This window comes from Dermacoccus sp. 147Ba, assembly GCF_004151355.1.
Lineage (GTDB): Bacteria > Actinomycetota > Actinomycetes > Actinomycetales > Dermatophilaceae > Dermacoccus > Dermacoccus abyssi.
Genome location: NZ_SEHL01000014.1, coordinates 15,778 through 39,591 on the forward strand (window position 1 = coordinate 15,778; position 23,814 = coordinate 39,591).

Genomic DNA, 23,814 nt, shown 5'->3' on the forward strand with positions numbered 1-23,814 from the left:
CTGTCACTCCTCGGGGTGTCGTTCGGTTGCGGCGTGCGAGGCGGCCCCGGTCGGGGCCGACGGTCCTGGGCGCTGCCACGCGGCCGGGCCGCCGAGGCGTCCTCCACGCGTGAGAAGCGATGCGGCAAAGTCGGTCATCGGCAGCTCTGTGTACTCCGCGACCCGGGTGAACCATTCGGCGCTGAGTCGCCCGCGGGACTGTGCCTCCTCGACCGGAGGACGACGTTTGGACTCGTAGCGTTTGAGTGCCGTGCGCAGTGCGCTCTCAGCGGAGAGGGCGTCGTGGAGCGCTACGGCGTCCTCCAGGGCCAGCGTGGTGCCGGACCCGACCGAGTAGTGCGCTGTGTGAGCAGCATCGCCAACGGCCACGACGTTGTCGAGGGACCACACGTCCAGGGTCTTGTCGTGGAAACGCCGCCACGCCAACGAGTCGTGACCGGGTGCGCACCGGATGCCGAGGCCGAATATTTCCGTGACCTGGTTCAGGTCGAGGTCTGCCCTGCCCTCCAGAAGAAACGTGCTGGCTGTGGTGGAGTAGGGGTAGACGTGAGCGGTGAAGGTACCCTGCGGGGTTCGCCGCGTGATGAACTCCATCCCTTCGGTGGCGCGGTCCAGGCCCAGCCAGGCGAAGGGCGGTCCGATGACGGTGTCGGAGCCAGAGAGGCAGCTCGTCGATGCCACCGATCCCACACCGTCCGCGCAGACGACGAGGTCGTACACGCGGGCCAGGGCCTCCAGCGCCGGCGCCTCGTGGATTCGCAGACGGACCCCGGCCTCCTCGCTCTCGCGCCAGAGGAGGCGGTTCAACGTGGAGCGGGCGATTGCCATTAGCTCGAGGCCGGCAGGACTGGACCACTGTTCGTCGTCGCGGCGCACGGTGATCCGTCGTCCTCGCACGGAGGCAGCGGCGACGCTCTCGGCGACCGCGGTGCCGAGCCGACCGAGCGCCGACACCGCGCCGGGCGATAGCAACACTCCGAAGCCGACGTCCCTGAGCGGCTCGCGCTCCCAAAGGACGACCTCCTCGGCGACGCCGTGTCTCCGCAGGAGCGCTGCGATCATGAGACCGGCTGGGCCTCCCCCGACTACGGCGACCCTCATGCCTGGATCACCTCCGAGAGCTGGGCTGCGACGGCGTGAGTGGAGGGCATGGCCGCCATTTCGTCCCGCACGTTCTCGGCGGCGCCACGCAGCGCAGGATCCGCCAGGGCCGTCCGGACGGCGTCGGCGAGATCGGTGGAGTCGAGGTCGTCGAGGTCGACCGTGGTGCCAGCACGACGGGCGACCACCGACTGCATGTTGGACATGTTCACGGTACCCGGCATGGGGATTCCCACCTGGGGGATCCCGGCAGCGAGCGACGTGAGGACGGTGCCGGAGCCACCGTGGTGGAGGATCGCGTCGGAGTGTTCGAGCAGCAGACTCAGCGGCAACCACTGTTCCACGCGAACGTTCGCGGGCAGTGGTTCGGACAGGCGATCAAGTTTGACGCCCCCGGAGAGGACGACGATCTCGCAGTCGGTCCCGTCGAGTGCCTCGATGATCCGGCGGTAAGTCTCGCCTCGACGAGCCAACGCGTCCGTGGATCCGCACGTGAGGACGATGCGTGGCGAGGTGGAGGACTTTTCCAACACCCACATGGGCACGTCCGAGGCGCCGTTGTACGACCCGTACCGCATCGTGAACCGGTGTTCGGGCCGGCCGTTGTCCCACGGCATCTCCGCATGGTTCACGAGCGACGGAGGGAAGACGTCGATCTCGACCTGTGCCTCGGACAGCGAGTCGGGCAGGTCGCTCCGCTCCCGCAGGATGTGGTCGAGGGCAGGGGTGAACGTCGGCAGCGGCGATCCATACCCGTGCAGCACGGCGGTCGCACCGAGTTGGCGTGCGGCGACGAGCGCTGCGGAATGGATGCCAGGGTAGACGACGGCGTCGGCGCCCCAATGACGGCCGATGTCGACGAGATCGTCGAGCATCCTCAGGCCGACCTCACCGAACAACCGGCCATGAACCGTCAGCGCATCCTCATCGAGAGTCTCCTTGCCCGCGTTACCGTCGGCGAGGGTCTGCAGCAGGCGGTCGTACGGCGCACGGGCGTCCAACCGCCCGCCCGCGTCGACGGTGCCCACACCTGCACGGCGGGCGGCCTCTGATGCGGGGCCGGTGGTGGCGAACAGGACGGAGTGACCGTCGAGCTGCAGTTGCTGGGCGAGTGGCACCAGGGGCATGAGGTGCGAGGGGACTGGCATCGAGGTAAACAGGTACTTCATAGATGGCTCCCTCCTATCGGTGCGGCGGCCGCGTCGGCGCGTCGCATCGCGGCGAACGCCGCCCGGCCGACCGAAGTGGATCCGTCGAATCGGGCGAGGGGCAGGGTGAAGTGATCGTGGTTGTCCACGATCTCGGTCCGAACCGGGACGTTGAGGGTGCGAAGGTGCGTCGCGTACCGCTCCTGTTGCCGCAGGTATGTCTGCGTCTCGAAGCGGCCGACGGACAGGTGCACATCGTCGCAGGCCGGGGCGGCCATCCGTGTCGGACTGGCTGCCGCGGCCGCATCCTCGGTCAGCCCGACGGCGTCGTTGACATACGTCCGCGGGATGTCGGCGAGGTCGTAGAGTCCGGACATCAGGTGCGCGGTGCTCACGCGCGGGACGTCGGAACGCGTGAGCGCAGCCGCGAGGAGGTGTGCTCCGGCGCTCGAGCCCGCCACGTGGATCCGGCCCCCACCGATACCGAATCGATGGCCGTCCGCGAGGACGTACCGCAGGGAACGGGCGACGGAGTCGATCATCTCTTCCAGGGACCGCGTCGGCGCCAGCCCGTATCCGACAGCTACGTAGGAGAACCCTGCGCGGAGGGAGTCGTCAGCCGCGAAGCAGGCGTCGTCGATGCTCGACTCCTGCCAGTGCCCGCCATGGACGAACACGAGGGTCGGTGCCGTCGCCCCGGATCCGGACGGGAAGATATGGCAGATCTCGGCGTCGGACGCTCCGTACCGGATGCGTTCGTGCACCTGCCGCCGGGTGCGGACGAGGTCGCCGACTCGACGGTAGTGCTGCAACGTCGCCGCCATGTCCTTCGCCATCGTGCTCGGCGAGTACTCCCGGTCGAGTGAGGGGTCACCGACGCTCGGCTGCTGATCAGGAAGGGTCGCGCGGTCCATGGATGCGGCGTCCTTCGATGACCCCGTGCGGTGTCCAGCTGGTAGAGGGGGTGCGGGTCACATCGCCGAATCCGGCGTCCGCGAGCCACTCCTCGTGTTCACGCCACTCGTACAAGGTGGAGGCGCCCGCCGGGAGAGTCGTGAAGTACACGCTGTCCAGGGCTGTGTAAAGTGGCCCGGTTCCACCGTCGTCGCTGAAGGCGTTGAACACGACGACACGCCCGCCATCGGGCAGGGCGTCGTACGCGCGACGGAGCAACTCTCGATTTTTCTCCGGCGACCAGATGACGAGCTGGTGCGCAAAAAGGATCAGGTCGTGCCCCTCGGGGAAGGGATCAGTGAACATGTCACCCACGTGGACCGAGATCCGGTCCGACAGCCCGCTCGTCTCGATGGCCGACCGGGCCACGTCCACCGCGCCCCCGAGGTCGAAGACTGTGATGTGGAGGTGAGGGTGGGCCTTCGCCAAGGCGATCGCATTGACCGCGCTGCCACCGCCCACGTCGAGAATCCGGTCGACGTTGCTGTAGTTGACCCGATCCAGCAGGACGGGATTGGATAGCTCGGACCATGCGGTCATGCCGCGGAAGAAGAGGTTCTCGAGCTCGGGGTTCTGCTCGAGCCGTGTGTAGAGGTCGTCACCGGTGCCGGGCAGATGCTTGAGGCCGGCGTTGCGACCCGAGCGGAGCGATTCGGTGAACTCACCGGCGGGCAGGTAGGTGAGGCGGTGTTGGGACTCGACGATGTCGCGGATAAGGGGCCATGTGCCGTCGTCCATCGCCTGCCGGATGTGATCGTCTAGCCGGTACACGCCGTCGTCCACCACCGTGAGGCCGAGGGCGGTGGTGCCGAGGAGCAGAGTGCGGGCCGAGCGACCAGGAAGGTGTAATCCCTCCGCGAGTTCCTCGGCTGTCGCCGGGCCGTTCTGCCCCAGGAATTCGAACAGTTGTAGCTCGCAGGCTGCGCGCAAGTGTTGGAACGCAGCGAACCCGAACATGGTCGGGATGAATTGCGTGAGGTCGGCCGTCTTGGTCACTGGAAGGACTCCTGTCGGTCGTGGCGCGGCCGTCGCGCCGTGATCGGTGATCGATCAACGTGTGAAGTGGCTCTTGTGAAGCGGGGCCGGAAGGAGGAGACGAACCCTGCGTCACGCGGCTGCAGCTCGGTCACAGCCGACTCCGAAATGTCCACAAGTCAGGGAAGAAGCGGTGTTCATTGGCCGCCCGGACCCAGGAGGCGCCGTCGGTGCCGCCCGTACCGCCCTTGCCGCCGAGCATCCGCTCGACCGTGAGGAGATGCGCGGCCCGCCAGTGTGAGAACTGGTAGGCCACCTCGGTGAGTGACTCGGCGAGGCGGTGGGCCGCCCGGTGTCGCGACGGGTCGCGGTAGATCGTCAGCCACACGTCCTCGACGCCGGCGTCGGGCTCGTGCTGGTCTCCCGCCCGCGCTAGTACGGCCTTGGGTACGTCGTACCCAAGGCGGGCGAGGTGGCCGAGGGCCGCGTCGTACACCGAGGGTCGAGCCAGCTCGTCACGAACGCGTGGATGCCCGTCGTCGCGGGCGGCGCGGACGTGTCCTGCCGGGCGGTTGCCCATGAGGAACTCGAGTTCCCGGTACGCGAAGGATTGGATTCCTGAGGCATCCCCGAGGACGTCGCGGAAGGCGACGAACTCGTCCGGTGGCATCCCATTCATCGTCTCCCAGCACGCGACGAGGACGCGTTGCGTGCGGCAGGCGCGACCGAGGTCAGCGCAGGCGGCCTCGGTGTCGTCCTCGCAGAGTCGGGAACGTGCCTGGTCGAGATCGTGGATGAGCGCCCGGAACAACAATTCCTGGACCTGACTGATGAGAATGAAGGTCAGTTCGCCCCGGACATCGCTGCGCGGTCGTGCAAGGTCGTGCAGCGTGTCCATGTGGGCGTAGGCCACGTATTCGGGTACCTCTGTGTTCGTAGTCATGCCACCTCCAACACGTCTTCGATGATCCGGGCGGCCGAGTAGACCTGTTCGTGCGTCAGGATCAGAGGGGAGAACGCGACGCGGAGGAGGTCCGGGCCGCGGGAGTCGACGAGGACGTTGCGCTCGAACAGGATGCGTTCTGCCTGATCGGCGTCCTCGTGTCGCAGAGCGAGGTGGGCCCCTCGTCGACTGGGGTCGATAGGAGTGACGATCCGCTCTGCGAGGTCCGGGCGGCGTTCCGTGAGGACGTCGATGAACGTCGTCGCCAGGTCGACGGACCGCCGATGGAGCTCGGCTGTCCCCACCTCGACGAGAGGCGTGAGTGCGTGATCCAGAGCCACCAGAGAGAGCACCTGGGGGGTTCCGATCCGACCGCGGTCGATGGATTCGGCCGGTCGGAACGTCGCCGACATGATGAAGGGTTCGGCGTGGCCGTGCCACCCGGTCAGGGGGAGATCGACGGTGTCTCGACGACGCGGTGCAACGTACAGGAATGCCGGCGCTCCGGGGCCGCCGCCTAGGTACTTGTAACCACAACCGACCGCCAGGTCGACACCCCAGGCGTCGAGTTCGACGGGGAGCACCCCAGCTGCGTGGCTGAGGTCGACGACGGACACGGCACCGCTGGCGCGGCATACCCGCGTCAGCGCTGCGATGTCGCGACGGTGACCGGTCCGGAAGTCCACCGGAGACGTGAGCACCGCCGCGACGCGAGCCCCGTGCGCGGTCACGGTCTCGGGAAGGTCATCGGCCGGTACCGTCACCACATTGCACCCGAACATGCGGGCCGTGGATGCGGCCATGTAGTGGTCGGTGGGGAATGCTTCTTCCTCCACGAGGAGTTCGTTCGCGCAGCCCTCCACGCGTCCGTCCGCGCCCATGCGGAGGGCTGCGATCAAAGCGTTGAACAGCACGGTCGACGTGCTCTCCCCTGGCACGACGATGCTGCCGGGGGTCGCCCCGACGAGACCGGCGATTTTGTCCCCGACCGTGCGCGGCAAGCTAAGCCAGCCGTCGCCGAACCATCCACCGATCTGTCGGGAGGCCCAGGTCGCGGTCACCTCCGCAAGCCGGTCGTCAAGGTCGATCAGGGCCGGGCCCAACGAGTTGCCGTTGAGATGTACCAGCCCTTCGGTGCGATAGCGCTCGGCGTAGTCGGTCAGCGGGTCCGAGGAATCATGACGACGGGCCGCTTCACAATTGGCCAACACAGTGAACTCCTGTCGATGTGGTGTGGACTCTGGCCGGCCGACACAGGTGCAGCGCTGCCCCGGGAGCGCGCCCCCGAGGCCGTCACCCGCACAGGTCCGGCCCCGCAACCTCAAGGTACGATCACCGTAGGCATGCGGCGTTCGGTACTTCCATCAGGTAACCGTCAAAGAAAGCGCAAGAAATCTCAGGGTTATGTGGCGATCGCGTAGGCCTGCGCCCCGTTCGGGCTTGCAGCCCCACGACACCCATCGGACGTCACCGCCGCCATGCACACCTTGCCCAGGGAGCGCGCCGGCGCCAATCGGACGTCGTGGCCGCGTCGGCGAAGTTCGGTGATCGTGCTGTCCGTGATTCCGGGCTCGACGGACACTGACGTCGGCATGCTGCGCCTCGGGGCGAAGGAGGTCGGAGGGGCGTTCGTGTGGAACTGAGGTGATTCCACGGCCTCCTGCAGGCCACGACCGAAGACGGCGTGGGCGAGGAACGCCTGGAGGGTCCACTGATCCTGTTGGTCACCGCCCGGTGTGCCGAAGGCCAACTCCGCACGCCCGTCTCGCTCGACGATGGTGGGGCTCAGGGTCGTCCGCGGACGCTTGCCGGGAGCGAGGGCGTTGGGATGGTCTGCGTCCAGCCAGGCCATCTGACCTCGGGTGCCGAGGGCGAACCCCAATCCCGGCAAAACCGGTGAACTCTTCAACCAGCCGCCGCTGGGCGTTGCTGCGACCATGTTGCCCTCGGCGTCGGCTGCGACAGCGGTGCACGTGTCGCCGTTCGTGCGGGTGGCCTCGAGGGCTTTGGCCACCGTCACCGGGATACCCTCGCGCAACTGGGTCAGCCACGCCGGGTCCGTCGGTTCGAGGTCTGTGAGCGGGATACGAGGAAGGCGTCCGGGGACACCGGCGAGGCTCCCGGGGCGCAGTTCGCCGCAGGCATGATCGCCGATAAGTGTACGTCGCTTCGCGTTGTATCCGGCTGCGAGCAGTTCGGCCGTCCGGTTGGCCGTCATGATCGGGTCCCCGTACCAGGCCTCACGGTCGGCGAAGGCGAGCTTCGCGGCCTCGATGACGAGGTGTAGGTGGTCGGGGCCGAGGAAGTCGGTGCGTGCCAGCTCTGTTCCGTCGAGCAGTGCGAGTTGCTGAAGAAACACCGGGCCCTGGGTCCACGGGCCGGACTTGTGGACGGTGCAGTCACCGAACCGGTATGTCGCCGTCTCTTCGATACCGGGGTGCCAGCCTGCCATGTCATCCCCGGTCAGAAGGCCACGGTGGTGATCACCCGTGGAGTCCAGCATTGACTGGGACGTGACGTGGCGGTCGACAACCTCGGCGACGAAACCCCGATAGAAAGCGTCGCGGGCCGCGCTGATCACGCCCTCCCTGGATCGTCCCTTCGCGTACCCCTCGGCGCAGAGCCGTTCCAGCGTGTCCGCGAGCTGCGCGTTGCGCAGTCGTTCACCGGCGATGGGTGCGGTTCCGTCTGAGCGAAGGTAGACACTCGCGGACGTCGGCCAATGGTCCGTGAACACCGGGGCGACCGCGGCGATCATCTCGGCAGCCTTCGGCAGCAGTGGTACCCCCGCTCGGGCGTGATCGATTGCCGGTTCGACGACCTCACGCAGCGGGAGTCGACCGTATTCCTCAAGCATCCGCATCCACGCGCCGAAGGCACCGGGTACGGTCGCAGCCAGGAGGCCGCTCGCGGGAACATGATCGAGCCCGAGTCCCTCGAAATGCCCAATCGTCGCCGTTGCCGGCATCGGGCCTTGCCCGCAGATGGCCCTCGTGGTGCCGGAAGCCCCGTCGTGGACCAGCATCGCGAGGTCGCCACCAAGACCGTTGAGGTGTGGTTCGACGACATGCAGTACAAGCCCTGTGGCGACGACGGCGTCGAAAGCGTTACCGCCCCGGTCGAGCATGGAGGAACCCGCAGCGCTGGCGAGCCAATGGGTGCTCGCGACCACTCCGCGATCACCCCACATCTCGGGTCGCGTTGTCATGGTCGATCTCCCTTCATGTCGTGGTGTGGTCGGTGGGGTCCACGTCAGCGAAGATCTGAGCCGGCGGACCCGGAACCTCGACAGCCTTTTCCGCGTGGACACGGCCGCTCAGGACAACGTCCGCGTGGCCGTCGCGCACGGTGCCGACGGCGGTGAGATGACTGCAGCTGCCGCGTCCGGACACCTGCGTGATCTCGACGCGCTCCAGCCGGGGTGCGCGCATAAAGGCGGATACCGACAGCGCTCCCGCCACGGGTAGACAGCCGGCGTCCTCCGGCATTCCAAAGCCCGGGGCGAACACACGCGCCTGCAATTTGCTCTCACCAGCAGCCCACCGAAGGTAGGTGAGGTCCGTCAGACCGGCACGTTCCATGCTGTCGACGTCGGGGGCTGGGCACTGCAACGGATGGTCGTCGACGTCGACTACGAGAAATCCGCGCCCGATGCCCACACGCCACGCCCGTGCATCTCGGCGGAACTCGTGGATGTCCGACGCGACGTCGTCGATCACGGGGCCCACCAAACGCGCCTCGATGCGGGAGCCGTCGGTCCACACCTGCGGGGAGGAGTCGGGGCCGTGGAGTGTCACCGAACCGGCCTCAAGGGCCCCCGTGCTCACCAGGGCCGTGGCTACCCCCGCCATCGAGTGGGTGATGAACGGCGTGACGCCCCGGGCACCGAACACCATAGGCCGGCAGCTGCGTTCCCTGGCCTCGACGTCAGTAACGAGGACGACCTCGTCGGCTCCGGACTTCCGCAACCACGCCGTCGCCCAGTAGGACAAGTCGTCCGGTGAGAGAGACTTCCCGTGGCGCTCCTCGTCCTCATCTGGGATGAGGACGAGGAGCGGGCTGCCCGATCCAGCATCCGCGCCGAACATGTCCGCGTGAACGAGCTTCATCACACAACCTCCGGTGCGGTGCTTTCTCGGAGTTGATCCGTCTTCGAATGAGGGCGTGAGGAACCGACCGACGCGCGCATCATTGGGTTCCTCTCATCTGCGCCGTGGCCGAGCGCAGTGCGGCGGCGAGGATTTCAGGCGTGCGAGATACGAGGTCGGCCGTTTCCCGCTCCGTGTCGGCGCCCAGCACCGGGTGATGCACCCCGTCGACGAGGGGGTAGAGCCCGTACCGTTCGAGGTCCTCCGCGATCAGACCGACCCGCTCGGCCAACTGTCGCAACGCCTCGATCCGGGTCGTGGGGCGGCGGATCGTCATGAAGAAGTTGTCGAAGAGATCCTCCTTGTCCATAGACACCGAGGAGCCGGCCGTGTCGACGGCCTCCCGGAGCAGGGATCCCCCGTCAGGCACGAGATGGTCGGCGATGTAATCGTGGATCGCCGTGTTCCGTGCGACGGAATCGGCCACATCGGCGCAGCTTGGGTCCTCCAGCCAGCTTGCCCGCCCTCGCATCAGACGGGCCACCGGGCGGTAGTCCCCCGCCCAGGTCCCGCTGAAGGCGGGATGTTGCAGGGCCATCCGTCGCCGTATCTCCGAGTGATAGATGGCTCGGGGAACGGTGGAGGTGTAGACGAGGGCCACGCTGTAGGCATCGATGTACTGGCAGAGCGCTTGGCGGTGCTGGCTGTCGGGGATGTCCTGGTGCACGTCGGCGAGGACGTCGCCCATGAGCCGCCAGGTCAGCAGCGAGACGTGATGGCCCATGACCCAGCGGAACCAGAACAGGCGCTCCGGATCCTCGGGTGCTTCGGCACCGAGGCGTCGGAATGCGTCGCCGACCTCCACGACGGGCGGCGCCTCGGTGACTGCTCCGTCGTCCGGGGACCAGTCTTCGTCCCTGGGCGGCAGGAACAACAACCCCGGTATGAGGTCAGTGCCTGTGGCCAAGACGGTTGCTTCTGCCCTCACTGCGGAGTCTCCGGGAAGTAGACGAACTCGAACTCCAGCCCGTTCGGGTCGAACACGTACAGGCTCTGCATGCCCTGAGAGTCGACGACGATCTCACTGGGTTCGTCATCCCGCACCCAACGGTAGTCTCCGGTGTCGCGGACCTCGAACCACCGTTCACGCAGGTAGGTGAGGTGCTCTGCGCGTTCGACCGTCGCTCCCAGATGTTGAAACCGGCGCTGTAGATCCTGCGGGGCGGCCAGGTCGTTACCCTGCCGATCGAAGACGTGAAGCCGCAGGTTTCCTGCCTTCACCTCGACGAGGTGGCTGATGCCAGGAAGCCGGGCGGTCGTAAGGTCGGAGAAGGTATCCATCGACCACTGGACCGTGGCTCCGAGGTAGTTCTCGTACCAGAGGGTGGTGCCCTCGACGTCATCGGTCTGGATTGCGATGTGGTTGAACTGCGGCGAACAATCGACGTCGGGGTGCGACGTCGTTTCGGTTGTGGTCACAGTGTGTCCTCCTCCGGCCGTCGAACAGACGTCGGCACCCGGACTCAGGGCCCGACGCATCGTGGATACTGTCAATCCTTTCGGGTTTCCCACCGCCGAAACCATCAGAGGTAACGCAAAGAAATTCAAAGAAACGCCCCATGGCGGGTAATCAGGCGATGAACTGTCGTCCTGAAGTGATCGTGCCGCGCGGGTTGAACTTGGCCCTTGAGGCCTGGACGGTCTCCCACTCCGCTCCGTAGTGGTCCCTCCAGTCCTTCTCACCGAATGGGACGGAACCGATGGGGTAGAGCCGTGCCCCATAGGCATCCCGCGCCCGCGCGAACATACGTCGGTTTCGCTCCAGCATGCGTTCGGCGAATCCCTCCTCGGGTGTGGTCGAGGCGGAGACCGTGTTGAGGTCCAGCACGAACACCCAGTCAGATCCGTCCGGATCCGGTAGACGTGGGGTCGGCATCCCGGTGAGTGATCGGCGCTGCGGATAGAGGAGCCCTGCACCGTAGGGACCGATGTCCTCGGGAGACACGGATTTCATGATCTCCTCGACACAGGTCTCCGCCGTAGAGCCTGGCAGCCACACGTCGAACCACGGCTTGACCATGGAGGTCCAGCCCACATCGTCGATGAACCCGTCGACGGCCTCGTCGATGAGGAAGGTGTGCTCCAGGTAGGCGCGGTCGTCGATCTTTGGGTCGGCCGACAGGCCCGTGCCGAGCGCCACGTCATCAGGGACGGTCGGGGGGTCGTAAAACGATGTTGCGTGCAGGAGGAAGAGCGTTGCGTCGTCGGTGCGGAACATCTCCCCGTACACGTGGTCAATGCCGTCCCGCTCGGTCAGGGTCCCCAGATCAGCGAAGAAGGGCGCTGTCTCCGCGTACTGCATCGTGTATGTCCGGGCCCGCTCCGGAGCCTTCACCAGGGGGATCACCACACGGGTGATGATTCCGACTCTTCCGAGCCCACCCAGGGCGGCTCGGAAGAGGTCTGCCTCTCGATCTGCGGAACAGCGCACGACGTCACCTGTGCCGGTCACGATCTCAAGTTCGAGGACGTGGTCGACTTGGAGGCCGGTGTGCAGGCCCCCGACTAGTCCTCCGATGCCGCCGACCGAGAGTGTGCCGCCGATCGATAAGTCGCAGTACCCGGTGAGCACCGGTGGGGTGAGTCCAATGTCCGCCGTGCGCTTCAGGAGTTCCTTCCAGGTCGCACCCGCGTCCACCTCCGCGGAGTCGAGCCCGATCTCATGAATGCGGGACAGGTGGCGGTTCTCGATCACCAGCCCATCGCCGAGAGTCTGCCCAAGAGTCGTGTGGGCCTGACCGCGCACGGAGACGCCGATGTCATGCCGTGCGCAGAATCGGACCATGGCCGCGATGTCCTCCGTCGATCCCGGGCGCAGGATGGCAGAGGGCTCGCACCGGACGATGGCGCCGAGATCCGTCGAGACGCGGGCGCGCGCTTCGGCGTCCAAGACGAGGTCGCCGTCCAGGGTCGGCACCGGATCGATATCATCCGAGGGAGGCGCGTCGGTAACCCAGGCGCGGGTGGATATTGAGAACCCGTAGCCGTGGCTCGCTGTGGGGGCAGTGGATGCAGACTGAACTGTCACAGGCTTCTCCTTGATGTGGGTGTGCTCGTGTCACGGGGCCACGGATCGCGTGCAGACCCTGCCGTTGCCGGGCCCCGAACGTCATGCCTGACGACACGACGGGTCGGTCGTTTCGATGCGCTGTAGGTAATTGGCCGTCTATCCCGTCACCCCCCCTTGTCGGCGTCGAGCTCGTCGGTCGTCGCGTTCCGCAGCACCGTGAGAGCGACGGTAAGGGACGCCAGCATGGCGATCAGGCCAATCGCGCCCGCCGCCGACATGCCGCCGACGAAAGCCTTCTCCGCGGCGTCCTTCAGGGCCTGCCCTCCGCCCTGTGAGGCGAGCGACGCCACGTCGGCCACCGAAGAGGCAGCCGCCTCCCTGAGCCTGCCGTCCAGCGGGGCCGGGTCGCTCATGACAGCGGATCGGTAGAAGAACAGGTGTACCGAACCGAAGAGGGTAACGCCGAGCGCCACCCCCATCTGATTGGCGGTCTCGGACATCCCAGCTGCGGCCCCGGCTTGCTCCGACGGTGCCACGCCCACCACCAGGTCAGTCATGATCACGCCCATGATGCTGATACCCACCGCGACGATGCAGGCCAGGGTGATGAGGACCGCCGTGCCGACGTGCCCAGCCCAGACCACCCAGCCGGTGAAGCCGACAGCGGCGACCGCCGCGCCGAGCGCGACGTCGAAGGATGGCCTCATCCGTCCGGCCAGCATCGGAGTGCTGACGGACGCCAGAATCGACACCAGCGCTACTGGCAGCAACAGGAGCCCGGTGTGCAGTGCGGAGTGACCCACGATGTGCTGGAGGTACTGGGGCAACAGGAAATACATACCGTTCATCGACATGATCCCGGCCGAGAGCACGAACAGGGCGATCAGCAGTCGGCGATCCCTCAGGAGCGCAGGGTCGATCAAAGGGTGAGGCACGACGAACTGCCGTCGGCCTGTCGCGATTGACACGGCAGCGGTCACGACGGCCAACCCCACCGTCAGAGCGTCCAGGACGCCCCCGGCCAGTGCCTTAACCACGTACGCCATTCCCAGCATGGAGACCAGGACCATGACTGAGCTGGCCGCGTCGAGCGGCGGTGATTCGGCGACCTTGTATTCGGGCAGCATTCGGGAGCCCAGGACAGCGAAAACCAGCAGTAACGGGACGGGGATGAGAAAGATGGCACCCCACCACAGCGAATCGACCACCCATCCTCCGAGGACCGGGCCCAGCGCCATCGAACCGGAGAAAGCGGTCATCCAGACGGCGATCGCCTTCTGGCGCTGCTGTTCGGCGGGGAACAGAACGCGGATGAGTGAGAGGGACGACGGCATTAATGTCGCGCCGGCGAGACCCATGGCAGCGCGCGCGACGATGAGAGCTACGGGTGACTGGGCAAACGCTGCGCAAGCGGAAGCAGCCGCGAAACCGACACTGCCCCAGACGAGTAGTCGCCGACGACCCACGCGATCACCGAGGGTTCCCATGAGGATGAGGAATCCCGCAATGAAAAACCCGTAGACATCGGTGATCCAGAGCACCTCTGCCGGGGATGCTCCGAGCGACCGAGTGATAACCGGTGTAGCCAGGAACAGCACGCTCAGGTCGAGTGCCAGGACGACTATGGGAAACATCAGCAGGAATAGGCCGCCCCATGGGCTCACACGCGACGGGGCACTCCGGGCCAAGGCATCAGTCATTCATCACTCTCCGTTCGCGCGGGATTCTCGGTATCGCAAGATGTGAGAGCCGCAGGTCGGTCGGTGGATGGCACATGGTCGGGCCCGCCCAACTCTAGGCGCGTCGGTCGCGGTGCGTCCGGGCCACTGTCAAAAGTCTGGGTCAAAATTGCCCTGACATTCCTCAAAGTTCATCTCATGGGAGATTGTCGAACGTGCCCGCGTGGGAAGGAAAATCGTTGGACTAGACAACACCCCTGCGTAGAGGTCTGCATGAGACGCACCGGTCGTTCTCAGGGTGCGTTCGCCGTTCCTTCCGCGCGGGTCGTCGGTGGATCGTGCGCACGGAGCGATGGGCGGACACGTGATTATGGTGGTGGCCGTGAATGGAAATCTGACTTCGGAGTCCACACCTTCTGCGACGTTCCGTCCCCACCCTCACCTGCCCACCATCGGAATGATCGGCGTAGGAGTGATGGCGTCAGCACTCGTCCGCGGCATCGGCGATGCTGCGCAGAAGATCCTCCTTTCCCCACGCGGCGCGAAGAACGCCCGCCTCCTCGCCCAGCGACACGACGCTGTCGAGGTCTGCCCGGACAATCAGGCTGTCGTGGAGGGAAGCGAGGTCGTTTTCCTCTGCGTCAGGCCGGACCAGATCGATGATGCCTTGTCCGGAGTGACCGTGCCCGAGGATGTTGTGGTCGTCAGCGTCGTGGCCGGAGTGTCGACGGAGCAGCTTGCGACGATCCTCGGCCCCGGAGTCACGGTCGTGCGAGCAACTGTCCAGGTGAGTGTCAGTCGCAGGGCTGGCCTGACAGTCGTCTCCCATGACCACCCGACCGTGCGCGCATTGTTCGACCTGTTGGGGGGAACGCTTATCGTCGAGGAAGGCCCCTTCGACGCACTGCAGGTTCCCGCCGCCGCTATGTCGTCGCTCCTCGGTTACCTCAAGGCGCTGACCGACTGGGCTGTGGCGCGCGGCGTGCCGCCGGCGGATGCAGAACGGTTCGTGATCTCCCTGGCTCAAGGAGCGGTCGCCGATCTCGACCCTGCCGATCCGATCGCGGAGGCCCTCTCCCATCACGAAACTCCGGGAGGGGTGAACGAGTTCGTGCGAACCCACTGGTTGGATAAGCGGATAGATCCGTTGCACGAGGTGCTAGATCAGGTCCTCGACAGGCTCAAGGGCCCGGCGTGATCGCACGAGCGCTGCCGATGGAGTGCGTGGTAGCCGAGGCCTTCACAGATGTTCCCAGTGAGGCTCCTCATGTCGGAGAGGCCGACCTGATCGCTAGGGCGGTGGAGGGGCGGAGGCGCGAATTCATCACGGCCCGCCGGTGTGCCCGATCGGCACTGGCGGCGTTGGGCAGCTCGCACCAGGGGCCGATCCTTGCAGGGCCCGCACGTGAGCCGTTGTGGCCCCCGGGTGTGGTGGGAAGCATCACCCACTGTTCGGGGTACCGGGCGGCTGCCGTAGCCCGTCGTGACGACATCATCGGGCTGGGAATCGACGCAGAACCGCACCTTCCCTTGCCCGACGGGGTGATGGGGGCGGTGGCGACGACGCCTGAACGAATCCGCCTGACTCCCCTGCGACGCCACATGCCCGAAGTGCAGTGGGACCTTATTCTGTTCAGCGCCAAGGAGGCGGTGCTGAAGGCCTGGTTCCCCATGACACGCCGTTGGGTGGACTTCCGCGAGATCGACGTGCGTCTCGAACCTTCGACCGCGTCATTCACGGCGGCAATCCGAGACCACACCCCGTTCGAGGTGAGCGAGGGTGATGCCCTGTCTCGGGTTTCCGGTCGTTTCGTGACGGCAGGTGGTTTCGTGATGACAGGGGTGGCTGTTTCGCGCGGGGGTAAGTGACACCATCGAAGGTCGGTGGACCAAGTTCGCCCGGTGCCCTTTCCGGCGCTGCGAGGTTCCCTCTCACAGTCATGCGTCACAGCTTGTGACTGCACACGAAGTCGGAGTAGTTGTCGCATTCGCACTCGGCGTGTGGGCACTCCTCGCCTTCTGACGGCGTACACCCCTCGACCGAGCGGGTGCGAGAGGAGTACGCCCCACTCGCGGTGAGTGTGCATGCACACCACCCACCCCAGATGCCCCGGAACACACGGATGCGAGCACCCCCGGGCGAGGCTGCCTCTAAAGTGAATGCGTGGATCTCACGACCTCGTATGAAGCGACCATCCGCCCGGCAGTCCTCCAGCGCTACGAGTTTCTGGAAGTCCGCAACGCGGCCGCCGTTCTTCAGGTCACCAACCCCGGTGTGTTCGACGAGCTCCAGCAAGTCCTTGAGAGCTTCACCCTCGCAACATCAGACCTCCTCACGCCAGGCGGGCAAGAGTCTCAGGTCGCTGCGAGGCTGAATCGAGCTTTCCGTTCACTCGGCTGGCGCGAGGCGCGCGTCGACACGCTCATCAAGCTCCAGTTGCGCAAGCTCCCCTTCAAACCAGCCGGAGAGAGTGCGCCCGTGGTGGTAGACACCGAGACCTTCAACGAGGGCTACCTCGTAGACAACTTCAAAGACCGTGTGGCACTCGACGTCGAGTGGAACGCGAAGGACGGAAACCTAGACCGTGACATCTCGGCCTACCGCGCGCTGTACGACGCCGGCCTGATTGACGGCGCGGTCATGATCTCGCGCACCCAGAGCGACCTACGTATGCTCGCTCGTCGCCTTGCTGCCGATGCGGGCTGGGACGAGGCTGAGGGCAAGAAGATATTGGGGACGACCACGACCACGAATGTCGAAAAGCTCCGACCTCGAATCACGCGCGGTGACTCGCATGGGTGCCCGTTCCTTGCGGTCCTCATCAGCGCCGATACGTGGTCGCCCTGATTCGATCGCGAACGAGAAAGATCCGCTAGGGTTGTGTTCTAAAGATCCAACCCTGTTGAGGAGTCTTTCGTGTCTGCCCCTCCCCTACGTTCCACCGATGCCGCACTGGCACCCCTCCCTGAGGCAGACGGGGGCTTTCAAACCATCTTGGCCGACCCACCGTGGCGCTTCACCAACCGAACGGGCAAGGTGGCGCCGGAGCATCGGCGTCTTGACCGTTACTCGACGATGACGCTGGACGACATCTGCGCCATCCCAGTGAGTGATGTCGCCGCAAAGAACGCTCACCTGTATCTGTGGGTGCCCAACGCGCTCCTGCCCGATGGTCTGCGAGTGATGGAATCCTGGGGCTTTCGTTACGTCTCTAACATCGTGTGGGCGAAGCGTCGTAAGGATGGCGGCCCAGATGGGCGCGGTGTCGGCTTTTACTTCCGCAACGTCACTGAAATCCTGCTCTTCGGTGTTCGTGGGTCGATGCGCACACTTGCGCCAGCGCGCAGCCAGGTCAACATGATCGAGACGCGCAAGCGTGAACACTCACGCAAACCCGATGAGCAGTACGCCCTCATCGAGTCCTGCTCGCCGGGGCCGCGTCTGGAGATGTTTGCCCGGTACCCAGCGCCAGGGTGGATTGCGTGGGGTGACGAGTCAGACTCGGAACCTCCTCGCGGAAAGGTTCACAGGGGCTACGGCGGTGGAGCGATCGAACGACCCTCCACAGTGCGATCCGGCTCCTCTCCCCTCCCGGTAGACCTGAGGTCGGCTTACGAAGCGGGTGAGTCAATCCGGGACCTTGCGGACCGACACGAGATGTCCATCCGGAAGGTGCGCGAACTGTTGACCGAAGTCGACACGCCTCTGCGAGGTCGTGGCCGGCAGGCTCTCGCCTGACCGCGCGGCAAGTAGGAACCTCCCCAGATGCCCAGTGTTTGAAAATGTGCATCTGGGGAGGTTCCTACTTGCGTCGGGTGGGGTATACCCCACTCGCACCCGCCAAGCGCTCCGAAACTGTGTGCATCTAGGGTTCGATCCCGTCTTTTTGCGCATTTTGCGAGTAGGCTCTAGACATGCCGGGGCAAATCGTCGGGTACGCGCGAGTCTCGTCCACCTCGCAGAATCTCGCACGCCAACTCGAGGCGCTAGGTGATGTCGAGCGCACCTTCGAGGACCACCAGTCCGGCAAGAACCGCGCGCAACGGCCCGGCCTTGAGGAAGCACTGCGCTACCTGCGCCGCGGTGACACGTTGCGGGTCGCATCGATGGATCGTCTCGCACGCTCTTTGATCGACCTGGAGCAGATCGTCTCCGAACTCACGGCTCGTGAGGTGACAGTTGAGTTCGTCAAGGAGCGCCTCATCTTCTCCCCCGACGCCGCCACTGACCCGTTCGTCACGTTCCAACGCCAACTCATCGGAGCCGTCGCAGAGCTCGAACGCTCTCTGATCCGCGAACGCCAACGCGAGGGCATCGAACTCGCCAAAGCGCGAGGCGTCTACACCGGTCGAGCTCGCCGCCTCACCGACGAACAGGTCAAATACGTACGCGCCGCCGCAGCCGACGGGGAACCCAAGAGCAAGATCGCCGCACACCTTGGCGTCTCTCGCCGGCTCGTCTACGACGTCTTGGCCGGTAATGGCGCCTACGCGGCGCCGGCGCGCACACCAAGGCCGGCTCTACCTGCCGGCGAAGAGATCGAGCTGCCCTTCGACGAGCCCAACCAGGGGCCCCGATGAAGCACGAAACCGATGCTCTCCTTACCCTCCACGACGGCTCCACCCTCACCGTCGAGGTCGACGGGGTGACCGTCGACCTCGTCCGACGAGACCCGGCCGGCAAGGTCATCTCAGGCACCATGCTCGCCCCCGACGAGGCTCACCGCCTCGGACAGGCCCTTATCGCCAACGCGTTCGATGTCGGCAGTTCAGCGCGCGGCGAATCCAAGGGGGATCCCGTGAAGAACCGGCACATGACTACGCCTGAGGCTGTAGCGCGCGTCGTGCACGAAGAACGCGCCGCGCAAGGATGGACGCACGCTGAACTCGCTTGTCGCGCGAACGTCGACGAGCAATTCGTCGCCCAGCTCGAACGCGGTCACGACCGCGCAGCACTCGCGCAAGTCCTCGCCGTACTCGACGTGCTCAACGTCCATGCCACCGCGTTACCGTCCACAGCACCCGAGGACAACATCCACGCGATCATTGACGCTCATATCTGACGTACTCCCGCTGAGCCTTACTACCCGTCACTCTGTGGTGGATGAACGTTGTCCATGAACCGTGCTGTCGTGAGAAGGAGCGGCCCGCCGCCTTGGAATCCTTGCGGCACACCGGCAGGGCGCGGTGGCGCCTGGTAGGCCTCGATCTCATCGAGCAACGGGGACAGTTCCTCGATAGTGGACAGGAGTCGGTGGAAGCGGGGGGTGTCTTGACGGTCCGCCAAGGTCACAAGCAGGGCGGGGTTTCCCAAACCGTCGCGGTTCGTGACCAGGGCGATCATCGTGGGCGAGGTCTCGTCATCCGGGGACGAGGGGTGCCACGCGAAGACGACGAAGGGGCGATAGGTCTCGCTCAACACGTTTCGCCAGTGGGTGGTCCACCCGCGCGGCACGAGGAGGGCTTCCAGCGAACAGGCCCTGTCGTAGAGAAAGGCCGCGTCGAGAGAACCGGCGATCTCACACAGGGCCACCTCGATGCCGACACGAGCCCGATCAGCGTCGGGCGGACTCTGCGCGGAGGACCCGTCGTGGCGCTCGTGCAGATCCGTGAGCACACGATCCGCGGCGCGGTGGAACTCTTTGTAGGTCTCGTAGGTGGCAAGGTCTCGTGCCATGCGTCGGCTACTTCCCGACCTGATCGATCACCGACTGCAAGTCACGCACGGCGGCCTGGTTCTTGCCGGTCCGGACCGCGGAACTAAGCACCCCAACCCCAGCGCGCTCGTTCCATGCTGAAGCTGCGCGATCCGGCTCGGAAGCACTCTCGATGTCTTGGCGGGATTCGTAGTCGAAGTTCTCCCGGCCGGTCACGACAGTGAACCCGTCCCCAGCAAACTCGCCCTTCTTGTCGGTGACTGTGCACGTGAAGGACGGCCCCCGGGTGGCTTGCCCAATGGTCCCGTCAACCTTGGTTCCACCATCGGTCGAGACATGGGTCAACCACTGCGCCTGCTTCATCCCATCCCCGACCAAGGTACGGCACGCCTTGGTCGCGGCCTGCTCTGATTTGGTCGCCTCGGCGAAGCTCACCTTCACCGCCGGCGACGAGGACGAGGACTTATCGCCCTCACCGCTGCCGCTCCCACAGGCGGTGAGCGATGCAAGGGCCACCAGGCAGGTGGCGAGGATGCGTGTTGGGTGGGCATTCATGGTCCAGGCCTCCTCCGGTCGACGGTTCGGAAGAACCACACTACCGAAATGCCCAACTAGTAGGGCAGACATTCAAGCCCTTCTAGCGTGACATCAGGTGCATGCCTGCACGCCGTTCCGCCGCAACACCTGAGCAGCAGGAACGGTGGCAAACCAGCCGCACTCGAGTCGGCGCGAATATCCGCGCACACCGCGTACGAGCAGGCTTAACCCAGGAGGCCTTGGCCCTCGAATGCGGCCTGAGCCGCAACCAGCTCATCGAAGTCGAGCACGGCCGCAGAGGCCTACTTTTCGAACGGCTGGAAGATCTCGCGGGTGCTCTTGCCATCCAGGCCTCTGACCTCCTCAAGTGACCAACTCCTGTTAATGTCCCGCGTCAAGTGGTTGGCAGGATTTCGTGCTCGGGAAAGTTGGGGATGCCGGGGGCGGCCAGACCGCGGTGGACCTGTGAGGGCCGAGTCCACGACAGCGCCTCGTGGGGTCGGATGGTGTTGAACTCGGTCCGGTAGGCATCCGCCTCTCGGACCAGGTCGAGAGCATCGTCGATCTGTTCGCGGTAGAGCCGCTCATACTTCAAGCTCTGGAAGGCCCGCTCACGGACCCTGACCCGGCGTCCTGACGCGAGTGCGAACATGCTTGAGCTCCGGATGTGCGGTGATGAAGTGCTCGAACCGGAACGACCGGAAGGGGCCGCCGTTGTCGGTGACCAGCGTGATGGGGCGATCTCACCGGTGTCGGGGTCGGTCAGATGGTCGACCATGGACACGCCGCCGAGCATCGCTTCGGCCTCCGCGAGGGCGAGTTCGACACCGGCGATCGCGTCGTGCTGGTTCGCGGTCGGTGACCAGTGCCAGCCGAACTCGTACTTCGAGTAATAGTCCGCAACACCGGCAACCCGCCAGGTCCCGCCGCCAGTGGTCTCGTACTCACTGAAGTCGAACTGCCAGACCTGGTTCGGACCCGACCCGTGGGTGGCGCGGCGAAGGCGGCCTTGCGTTGCTTGGCCAACTCGCGGCGCTGTTTCTGGTAGTCAGCATGGAGCAGGAGGCCTTCATCGGCCATGATCCTCAACACCGTCGACGGTGAGAGTCGGTGCCCGTCGTGACGGACCATGGCCCAGATCTTGCGGTGTCCCCAGGCGGGATGCTTGCCGGCCATCGTCACCACAGCTTCCCGGTGCTGGTCGCGTGATGGGGCCGGCCAGGGACCTTTGACTGGTTTGCCTGCCCGGGCTTTGGCTTGCCAGCGTCGCCAGGTTCGTTCGGGAATGTCGAGCAGGTCGCAGAACCTCGAGGTCGACATTCCCTCGTCGATCCGGATTACCTCGAGGTCTTCGAAGGGCCCAACCGGCCCTCCGCGCTCTTCTTCCAGACCCGGAGTTCGACCGCTGCCTCGCCGAGCGCCAAGGTGAGGTCTTCGACCTTGGCCTCAAGCTGCGCCTCGCGGGTCGACGGCCCAGACTTCCCAGCAGCCAGCGCGGTCTTGCCTGCTTCGAGGAACTCGGCCTTCCAGCGGCCGATCGACTGCTCGGAAACCTTCTCCTTCCGAACCGCTTCAGCCACCGACACCTCGCCACAAAGTACGCTCAGCACGATTCTGGTCTTGGTCTCCGGACTGAACACTGGTGGTCGTCCCATGGTCAGGTCCTCCTGCTCTCAGACGCCGATCATGCCCTCATAACCGGTCTGCCAGAAAGCTTGACGCGGGACACCTACTAATTGGTGTGGCTCCTTCACGGCATCACCGTTGCCGACGTTGTCATCGAATATCCTTGCAACACACCGAAACTCGGCGACAGCGTAGAATGAGTGTTATACGCAGTCGAAGTATTCCGCCGCTCACCCCCAGACTGGGGGCTCAGGGTCGCGATTTAGCATGCAGCCCGCACCATCCGGCGTCGCCCACCGCGCCATTCATGCTCGCGCTCAGGTCGGTAGTCAGCACGTCACATCGGCATACGCGGCAACTGGTCCTGGAGGTGTGGGAGAGCTTGCGACACACCGATGCAATCCGGATATCTAATGTAACCCAGACTGTGTGTCACCATTTCCATATGGCTGCTTATGAAGGACGCGCGCCCGAACGGCAGGTCTCTGTCCTCTACCGCACGAGTCCCGAGAGGCGTGCGCAACTCAAGCGCATCGCGCAGAGCCATGGCGTTTCCGTCCAGACACTCCTTGACTCCTTGATCTGGGATCAACCGCTCGGACAGGACCGACCGCCAGGCCCGCGCAACACTCGGCAGGAGGAGCTCCCTCTGACCGGATAACGTCAGGGCATCGCCCTGAAAAACTGAAAGACCCGGTGTTACCAGCACCGAGTCTTTCAGCAGGAAGGTCAGTTACCAGCTGACGATTCCCCATGTCCCTTAAACCTCACAAGGTGACCTCTAGCCGGAGGCACCCCACCAGGGAGGCTTTGTGCTGCCCAGATTAGCAGGAGCGCGCCTATCGCGCGACGCCCAGTTAACGCGTCAGCTCGATGACGCCTTGTTTGACGCGAAAAGCTGGTTCGCTCTTGGCATCGACAACCGGCGTGTCGCCGGTGTTCCGGTGACCTCGCTCAAGCAAGGCCTAGATCTCATCGAAGACGGCGGACGCGTTACTTCCATCGTGGGGACACTCCACCGTCAGTTCATCGCCATCGACGTTGATGTCCCCGGTCTTGAGGGCCACGCCATCACAGAGAACCTCGCCGGGTGGTGCGAAGAAACCGGCCTATGGCACCTGATTCGACCGTCAGGTGGCGCAGAAGGGCGCCACCACGTCATCGTGGCCCCTCATGGACAAGAGATCCTTCTCCGGCATCACGTTGAGGCACTGCGCGCCCGGTACCGCGTGGCAAAAAGTCACATCGATATCCGTTCATCGCTACGCCCGCTTTCCGCTCCCCATCGTCGAGGTGGATGCCCAACTGCCTACGGCGATCTCGCCCATGCCCTGTCCACGCTTCAGGCCTTCAGCGACACCACACCCGCTCAGCCCCACGCAAAACTGGACAAACCCCCTAGCGGACGCCGCCTTCGAACGATAGAGCCACTCACCCCGAAACGGCGGTACGCTCCCAGGGCCCTTCCGGAGAAGTGGGCCACCTACTTGTCCACTGGCCGCCGGCCCGCTTGGCGGAACGCAGACAACCCCGAACTCGACACATCGAATTCCACCTGGGAACTCATGTGCACCGCAGAGATGATGCGTTCCGGGTGGGAGCCTCTCCATGCGTGGAACACCATCCAGACCTGTCACCCCGCCGCCATGGAACGTGCCCGGAAGGACTACCACCGGTGGGTCACGGGTGTCTGGAACGCCGCAGTAAAAGCAGATGACGAGTTTCAGCCGCGTCCCCGCACCTCCCCACACATCCGCCAGGCCACACAGGAAGCTACCGACCGACTCCGCACATACGCATGGAGCCTCTCCCCTCGCGAACGCGTAGCCCTCCTCGTCGTGGCCCATGTGATCCTCCGCCGCATCGAGCGGGAGGACACCTTGCGCGTGCCATGCCCCGAACGCGACCTCGTGCTCGACACCGGGATCAAGGATCGCAAGACCATCCGTAAGCAATTGCAACGCCTCGACGGAGTACTAGGTACCCGGGATACCCAAGCCTTCGACGTAGCACGCAGGGCTTCCAGCAGCTACGAG

General features: G+C 65.2%; 24 protein-coding genes and 1 pseudogene. 8 read left to right on the forward strand and 17 right to left on the reverse strand.

The genetic code is table 11. The features are described from left to right. Positions 1-3 precede the first annotated feature (3 nt). The 12 genes from EVU97_RS13910 to EVU97_RS13965 form a co-directional block, all read right to left on the reverse strand. Positions 4-1,101 carry an FAD-dependent monooxygenase gene (locus EVU97_RS13910; RefSeq protein ID WP_129666659.1) on the reverse strand — a complete coding sequence of 366 codons (1,098 nt, stop codon included), beginning with the start codon at positions 1,099-1,101 and terminating at the stop codon, positions 4-6. Continuing rightward, on the reverse strand, positions 1,098-2,228 hold the full coding sequence (locus EVU97_RS13915) for a glycosyltransferase (protein ID WP_129666662.1): 1,131 nt from the start codon (positions 2,226-2,228) through the stop codon (positions 1,098-1,100). Before EVU97_RS13915 ends, EVU97_RS13910 begins: the two co-directional genes overlap by 4 nt. A 38-nt stretch (positions 2,229-2,266) precedes the next feature. Further along, positions 2,267-3,163, reverse strand: coding sequence for an alpha/beta hydrolase (locus EVU97_RS13920; RefSeq protein ID WP_047312948.1), 897 nt, complete (start codon positions 3,161-3,163; stop codon positions 2,267-2,269). Continuing rightward, entirely contained in the window at positions 3,141-4,199 is a 1,059-nt protein-coding gene (locus tag EVU97_RS13925) for a methyltransferase (RefSeq protein WP_304413401.1), read from the reverse strand. The genes EVU97_RS13920 and EVU97_RS13925 overlap by 23 nt, the downstream gene beginning before the upstream one ends. Before the next feature lie 130 nt (positions 4,200-4,329). Then, positions 4,330-5,121, reverse strand: coding sequence for a tryptophan 2,3-dioxygenase (locus EVU97_RS13930; protein WP_047312947.1), 792 nt, complete (start codon positions 5,119-5,121; stop codon positions 4,330-4,332). Beyond that, complete coding sequence (locus EVU97_RS13935) at positions 5,118-6,332, reverse strand: aminotransferase class V-fold PLP-dependent enzyme (protein ID WP_197079031.1); 1,215 nt, start codon at positions 6,330-6,332, stop codon at positions 5,118-5,120. Before EVU97_RS13935 ends, EVU97_RS13930 begins: the two co-directional genes overlap by 4 nt. Before the next feature lie 191 nt (positions 6,333-6,523). After that, positions 6,524-8,329, reverse strand: a complete 1,806-nt coding sequence (locus tag EVU97_RS13940; protein WP_047312946.1) for a gamma-glutamyltransferase family protein — start codon at positions 8,327-8,329, stop codon at positions 6,524-6,526. A gap of 13 nt (positions 8,330-8,342) precedes the next feature. Next, positions 8,343-9,230 (reverse strand): PhzF family phenazine biosynthesis protein, encoded by an 888-nt coding sequence (locus EVU97_RS13945; protein WP_129666665.1) that lies wholly within the window; start codon positions 9,228-9,230, stop codon positions 8,343-8,345. Between the two features lie 79 nt (positions 9,231-9,309). After that, positions 9,310-10,176, reverse strand: coding sequence for a hypothetical protein (locus tag EVU97_RS13950; RefSeq protein WP_047312976.1), 867 nt, complete (start codon positions 10,174-10,176; stop codon positions 9,310-9,312). Positions 10,177-10,193: 17 nt separating this feature from the next. Further along, positions 10,194-10,688 (reverse strand): VOC family protein, encoded by a 495-nt coding sequence (locus tag EVU97_RS13955; RefSeq protein WP_047312945.1) that lies wholly within the window; start codon positions 10,686-10,688, stop codon positions 10,194-10,196. A 151-nt stretch (positions 10,689-10,839) separates the two neighbouring features. Further along, complete coding sequence (locus tag EVU97_RS13960) at positions 10,840-12,297, reverse strand: FAD-binding protein (RefSeq protein ID WP_082128953.1); 1,458 nt, start codon at positions 12,295-12,297, stop codon at positions 10,840-10,842. A 146-nt stretch (positions 12,298-12,443) separates the two neighbouring features. Next, the gene (locus EVU97_RS13965) at positions 12,444-13,979 is read right to left on the reverse strand and encodes an MFS transporter (RefSeq protein ID WP_047312944.1); all 1,536 of its coding nucleotides are present in this window, start codon (positions 13,977-13,979) and stop codon (positions 12,444-12,446) included. A 361-nt stretch (positions 13,980-14,340) separates the two neighbouring features. Here EVU97_RS13965 and EVU97_RS13970 point away from each other — a divergent pair, with 361 nt between their 5' ends. The 6 genes from EVU97_RS13970 to EVU97_RS13995 all read left to right on the forward strand — a co-directional run bounded on the left by EVU97_RS13970 (position 14,341) and on the right by EVU97_RS13995 (position 19,021). Next, positions 14,341-15,156 (forward strand): NAD(P)-binding domain-containing protein, encoded by an 816-nt coding sequence (locus tag EVU97_RS13970; RefSeq protein WP_165357981.1) that lies wholly within the window; start codon positions 14,341-14,343, stop codon positions 15,154-15,156. 17 nt (positions 15,157-15,173) lie between these two features. After that, positions 15,174-15,827: a 4'-phosphopantetheinyl transferase gene (locus EVU97_RS15320; RefSeq protein ID WP_047312942.1), complete on the forward strand. Its 654-nt coding sequence runs from the start codon at positions 15,174-15,176 to the stop codon at positions 15,825-15,827. A gap of 295 nt (positions 15,828-16,122) precedes the next feature. Then, entirely contained in the window at positions 16,123-16,806 is a 684-nt protein-coding gene (locus tag EVU97_RS13980; RefSeq protein ID WP_129666672.1) for a BglII/BstYI family type II restriction endonuclease, read from the forward strand. 69 nt (positions 16,807-16,875) lie between these two features. Further along, entirely contained in the window at positions 16,876-17,697 is an 822-nt protein-coding gene (locus EVU97_RS13985) for an MT-A70 family methyltransferase (protein ID WP_129666675.1), read from the forward strand. A gap of 176 nt (positions 17,698-17,873) precedes the next feature. Further along, positions 17,874-18,539: a recombinase family protein gene (locus tag EVU97_RS13990; protein WP_129666677.1), complete on the forward strand. Its 666-nt coding sequence runs from the start codon at positions 17,874-17,876 to the stop codon at positions 18,537-18,539. 65 nt (positions 18,540-18,604) lie between these two features. After that, complete coding sequence (locus EVU97_RS13995) at positions 18,605-19,021, forward strand: helix-turn-helix domain-containing protein (RefSeq protein WP_165357982.1); 417 nt, start codon at positions 18,605-18,607, stop codon at positions 19,019-19,021. Between the two features lie 20 nt (positions 19,022-19,041). On the opposite strand, the gene EVU97_RS14000 is transcribed toward EVU97_RS13995, so the two are convergent. Then, complete coding sequence (locus EVU97_RS14000; protein WP_129666683.1) at positions 19,042-19,635, reverse strand: hypothetical protein; 594 nt, start codon at positions 19,633-19,635, stop codon at positions 19,042-19,044. 7 nt (positions 19,636-19,642) lie between these two features. Then, complete coding sequence (locus EVU97_RS14005) at positions 19,643-20,170, reverse strand: hypothetical protein (protein WP_129666686.1); 528 nt, start codon at positions 20,168-20,170, stop codon at positions 19,643-19,645. A gap of 101 nt (positions 20,171-20,271) precedes the next feature. Here EVU97_RS14005 and EVU97_RS14010 point away from each other — a divergent pair, with 101 nt between their 5' ends. Further along, positions 20,272-20,523: a helix-turn-helix domain-containing protein gene (locus EVU97_RS14010; RefSeq protein ID WP_129666689.1), complete on the forward strand. Its 252-nt coding sequence runs from the start codon at positions 20,272-20,274 to the stop codon at positions 20,521-20,523. Positions 20,524-20,546: 23 nt separating this feature from the next. On the opposite strand, the gene EVU97_RS15325 is transcribed toward EVU97_RS14010, so the two are convergent. From EVU97_RS15325 to EVU97_RS14020, 3 genes are read right to left on the reverse strand one after another with little or no spacing between them, the layout of a single operon-like run. Further along, positions 20,547-20,936, reverse strand: coding sequence for an integrase core domain-containing protein (locus tag EVU97_RS15325; protein ID WP_240730247.1), 390 nt, complete (start codon positions 20,934-20,936; stop codon positions 20,547-20,549). Next, a complete protein-coding gene (locus EVU97_RS15330) occupies positions 20,915-21,472 on the reverse strand; it encodes an IS3 family transposase (protein WP_370448543.1) in 558 nt (185 codons plus the stop codon). Before EVU97_RS15330 ends, EVU97_RS15325 begins: the two co-directional genes overlap by 22 nt. Before the next feature lie 17 nt (positions 21,473-21,489). Further along, entirely contained in the window at positions 21,490-21,792 is a 303-nt protein-coding gene (locus tag EVU97_RS14020; protein ID WP_240730248.1) for a transposase, read from the reverse strand. Positions 21,793-22,590: 798 nt separating this feature from the next. Here EVU97_RS14020 and EVU97_RS14025 point away from each other — a divergent pair. Then, positions 22,591-23,814 (forward strand): annotated as a pseudogene (locus EVU97_RS14025) (hypothetical protein); the annotation flags it as partial.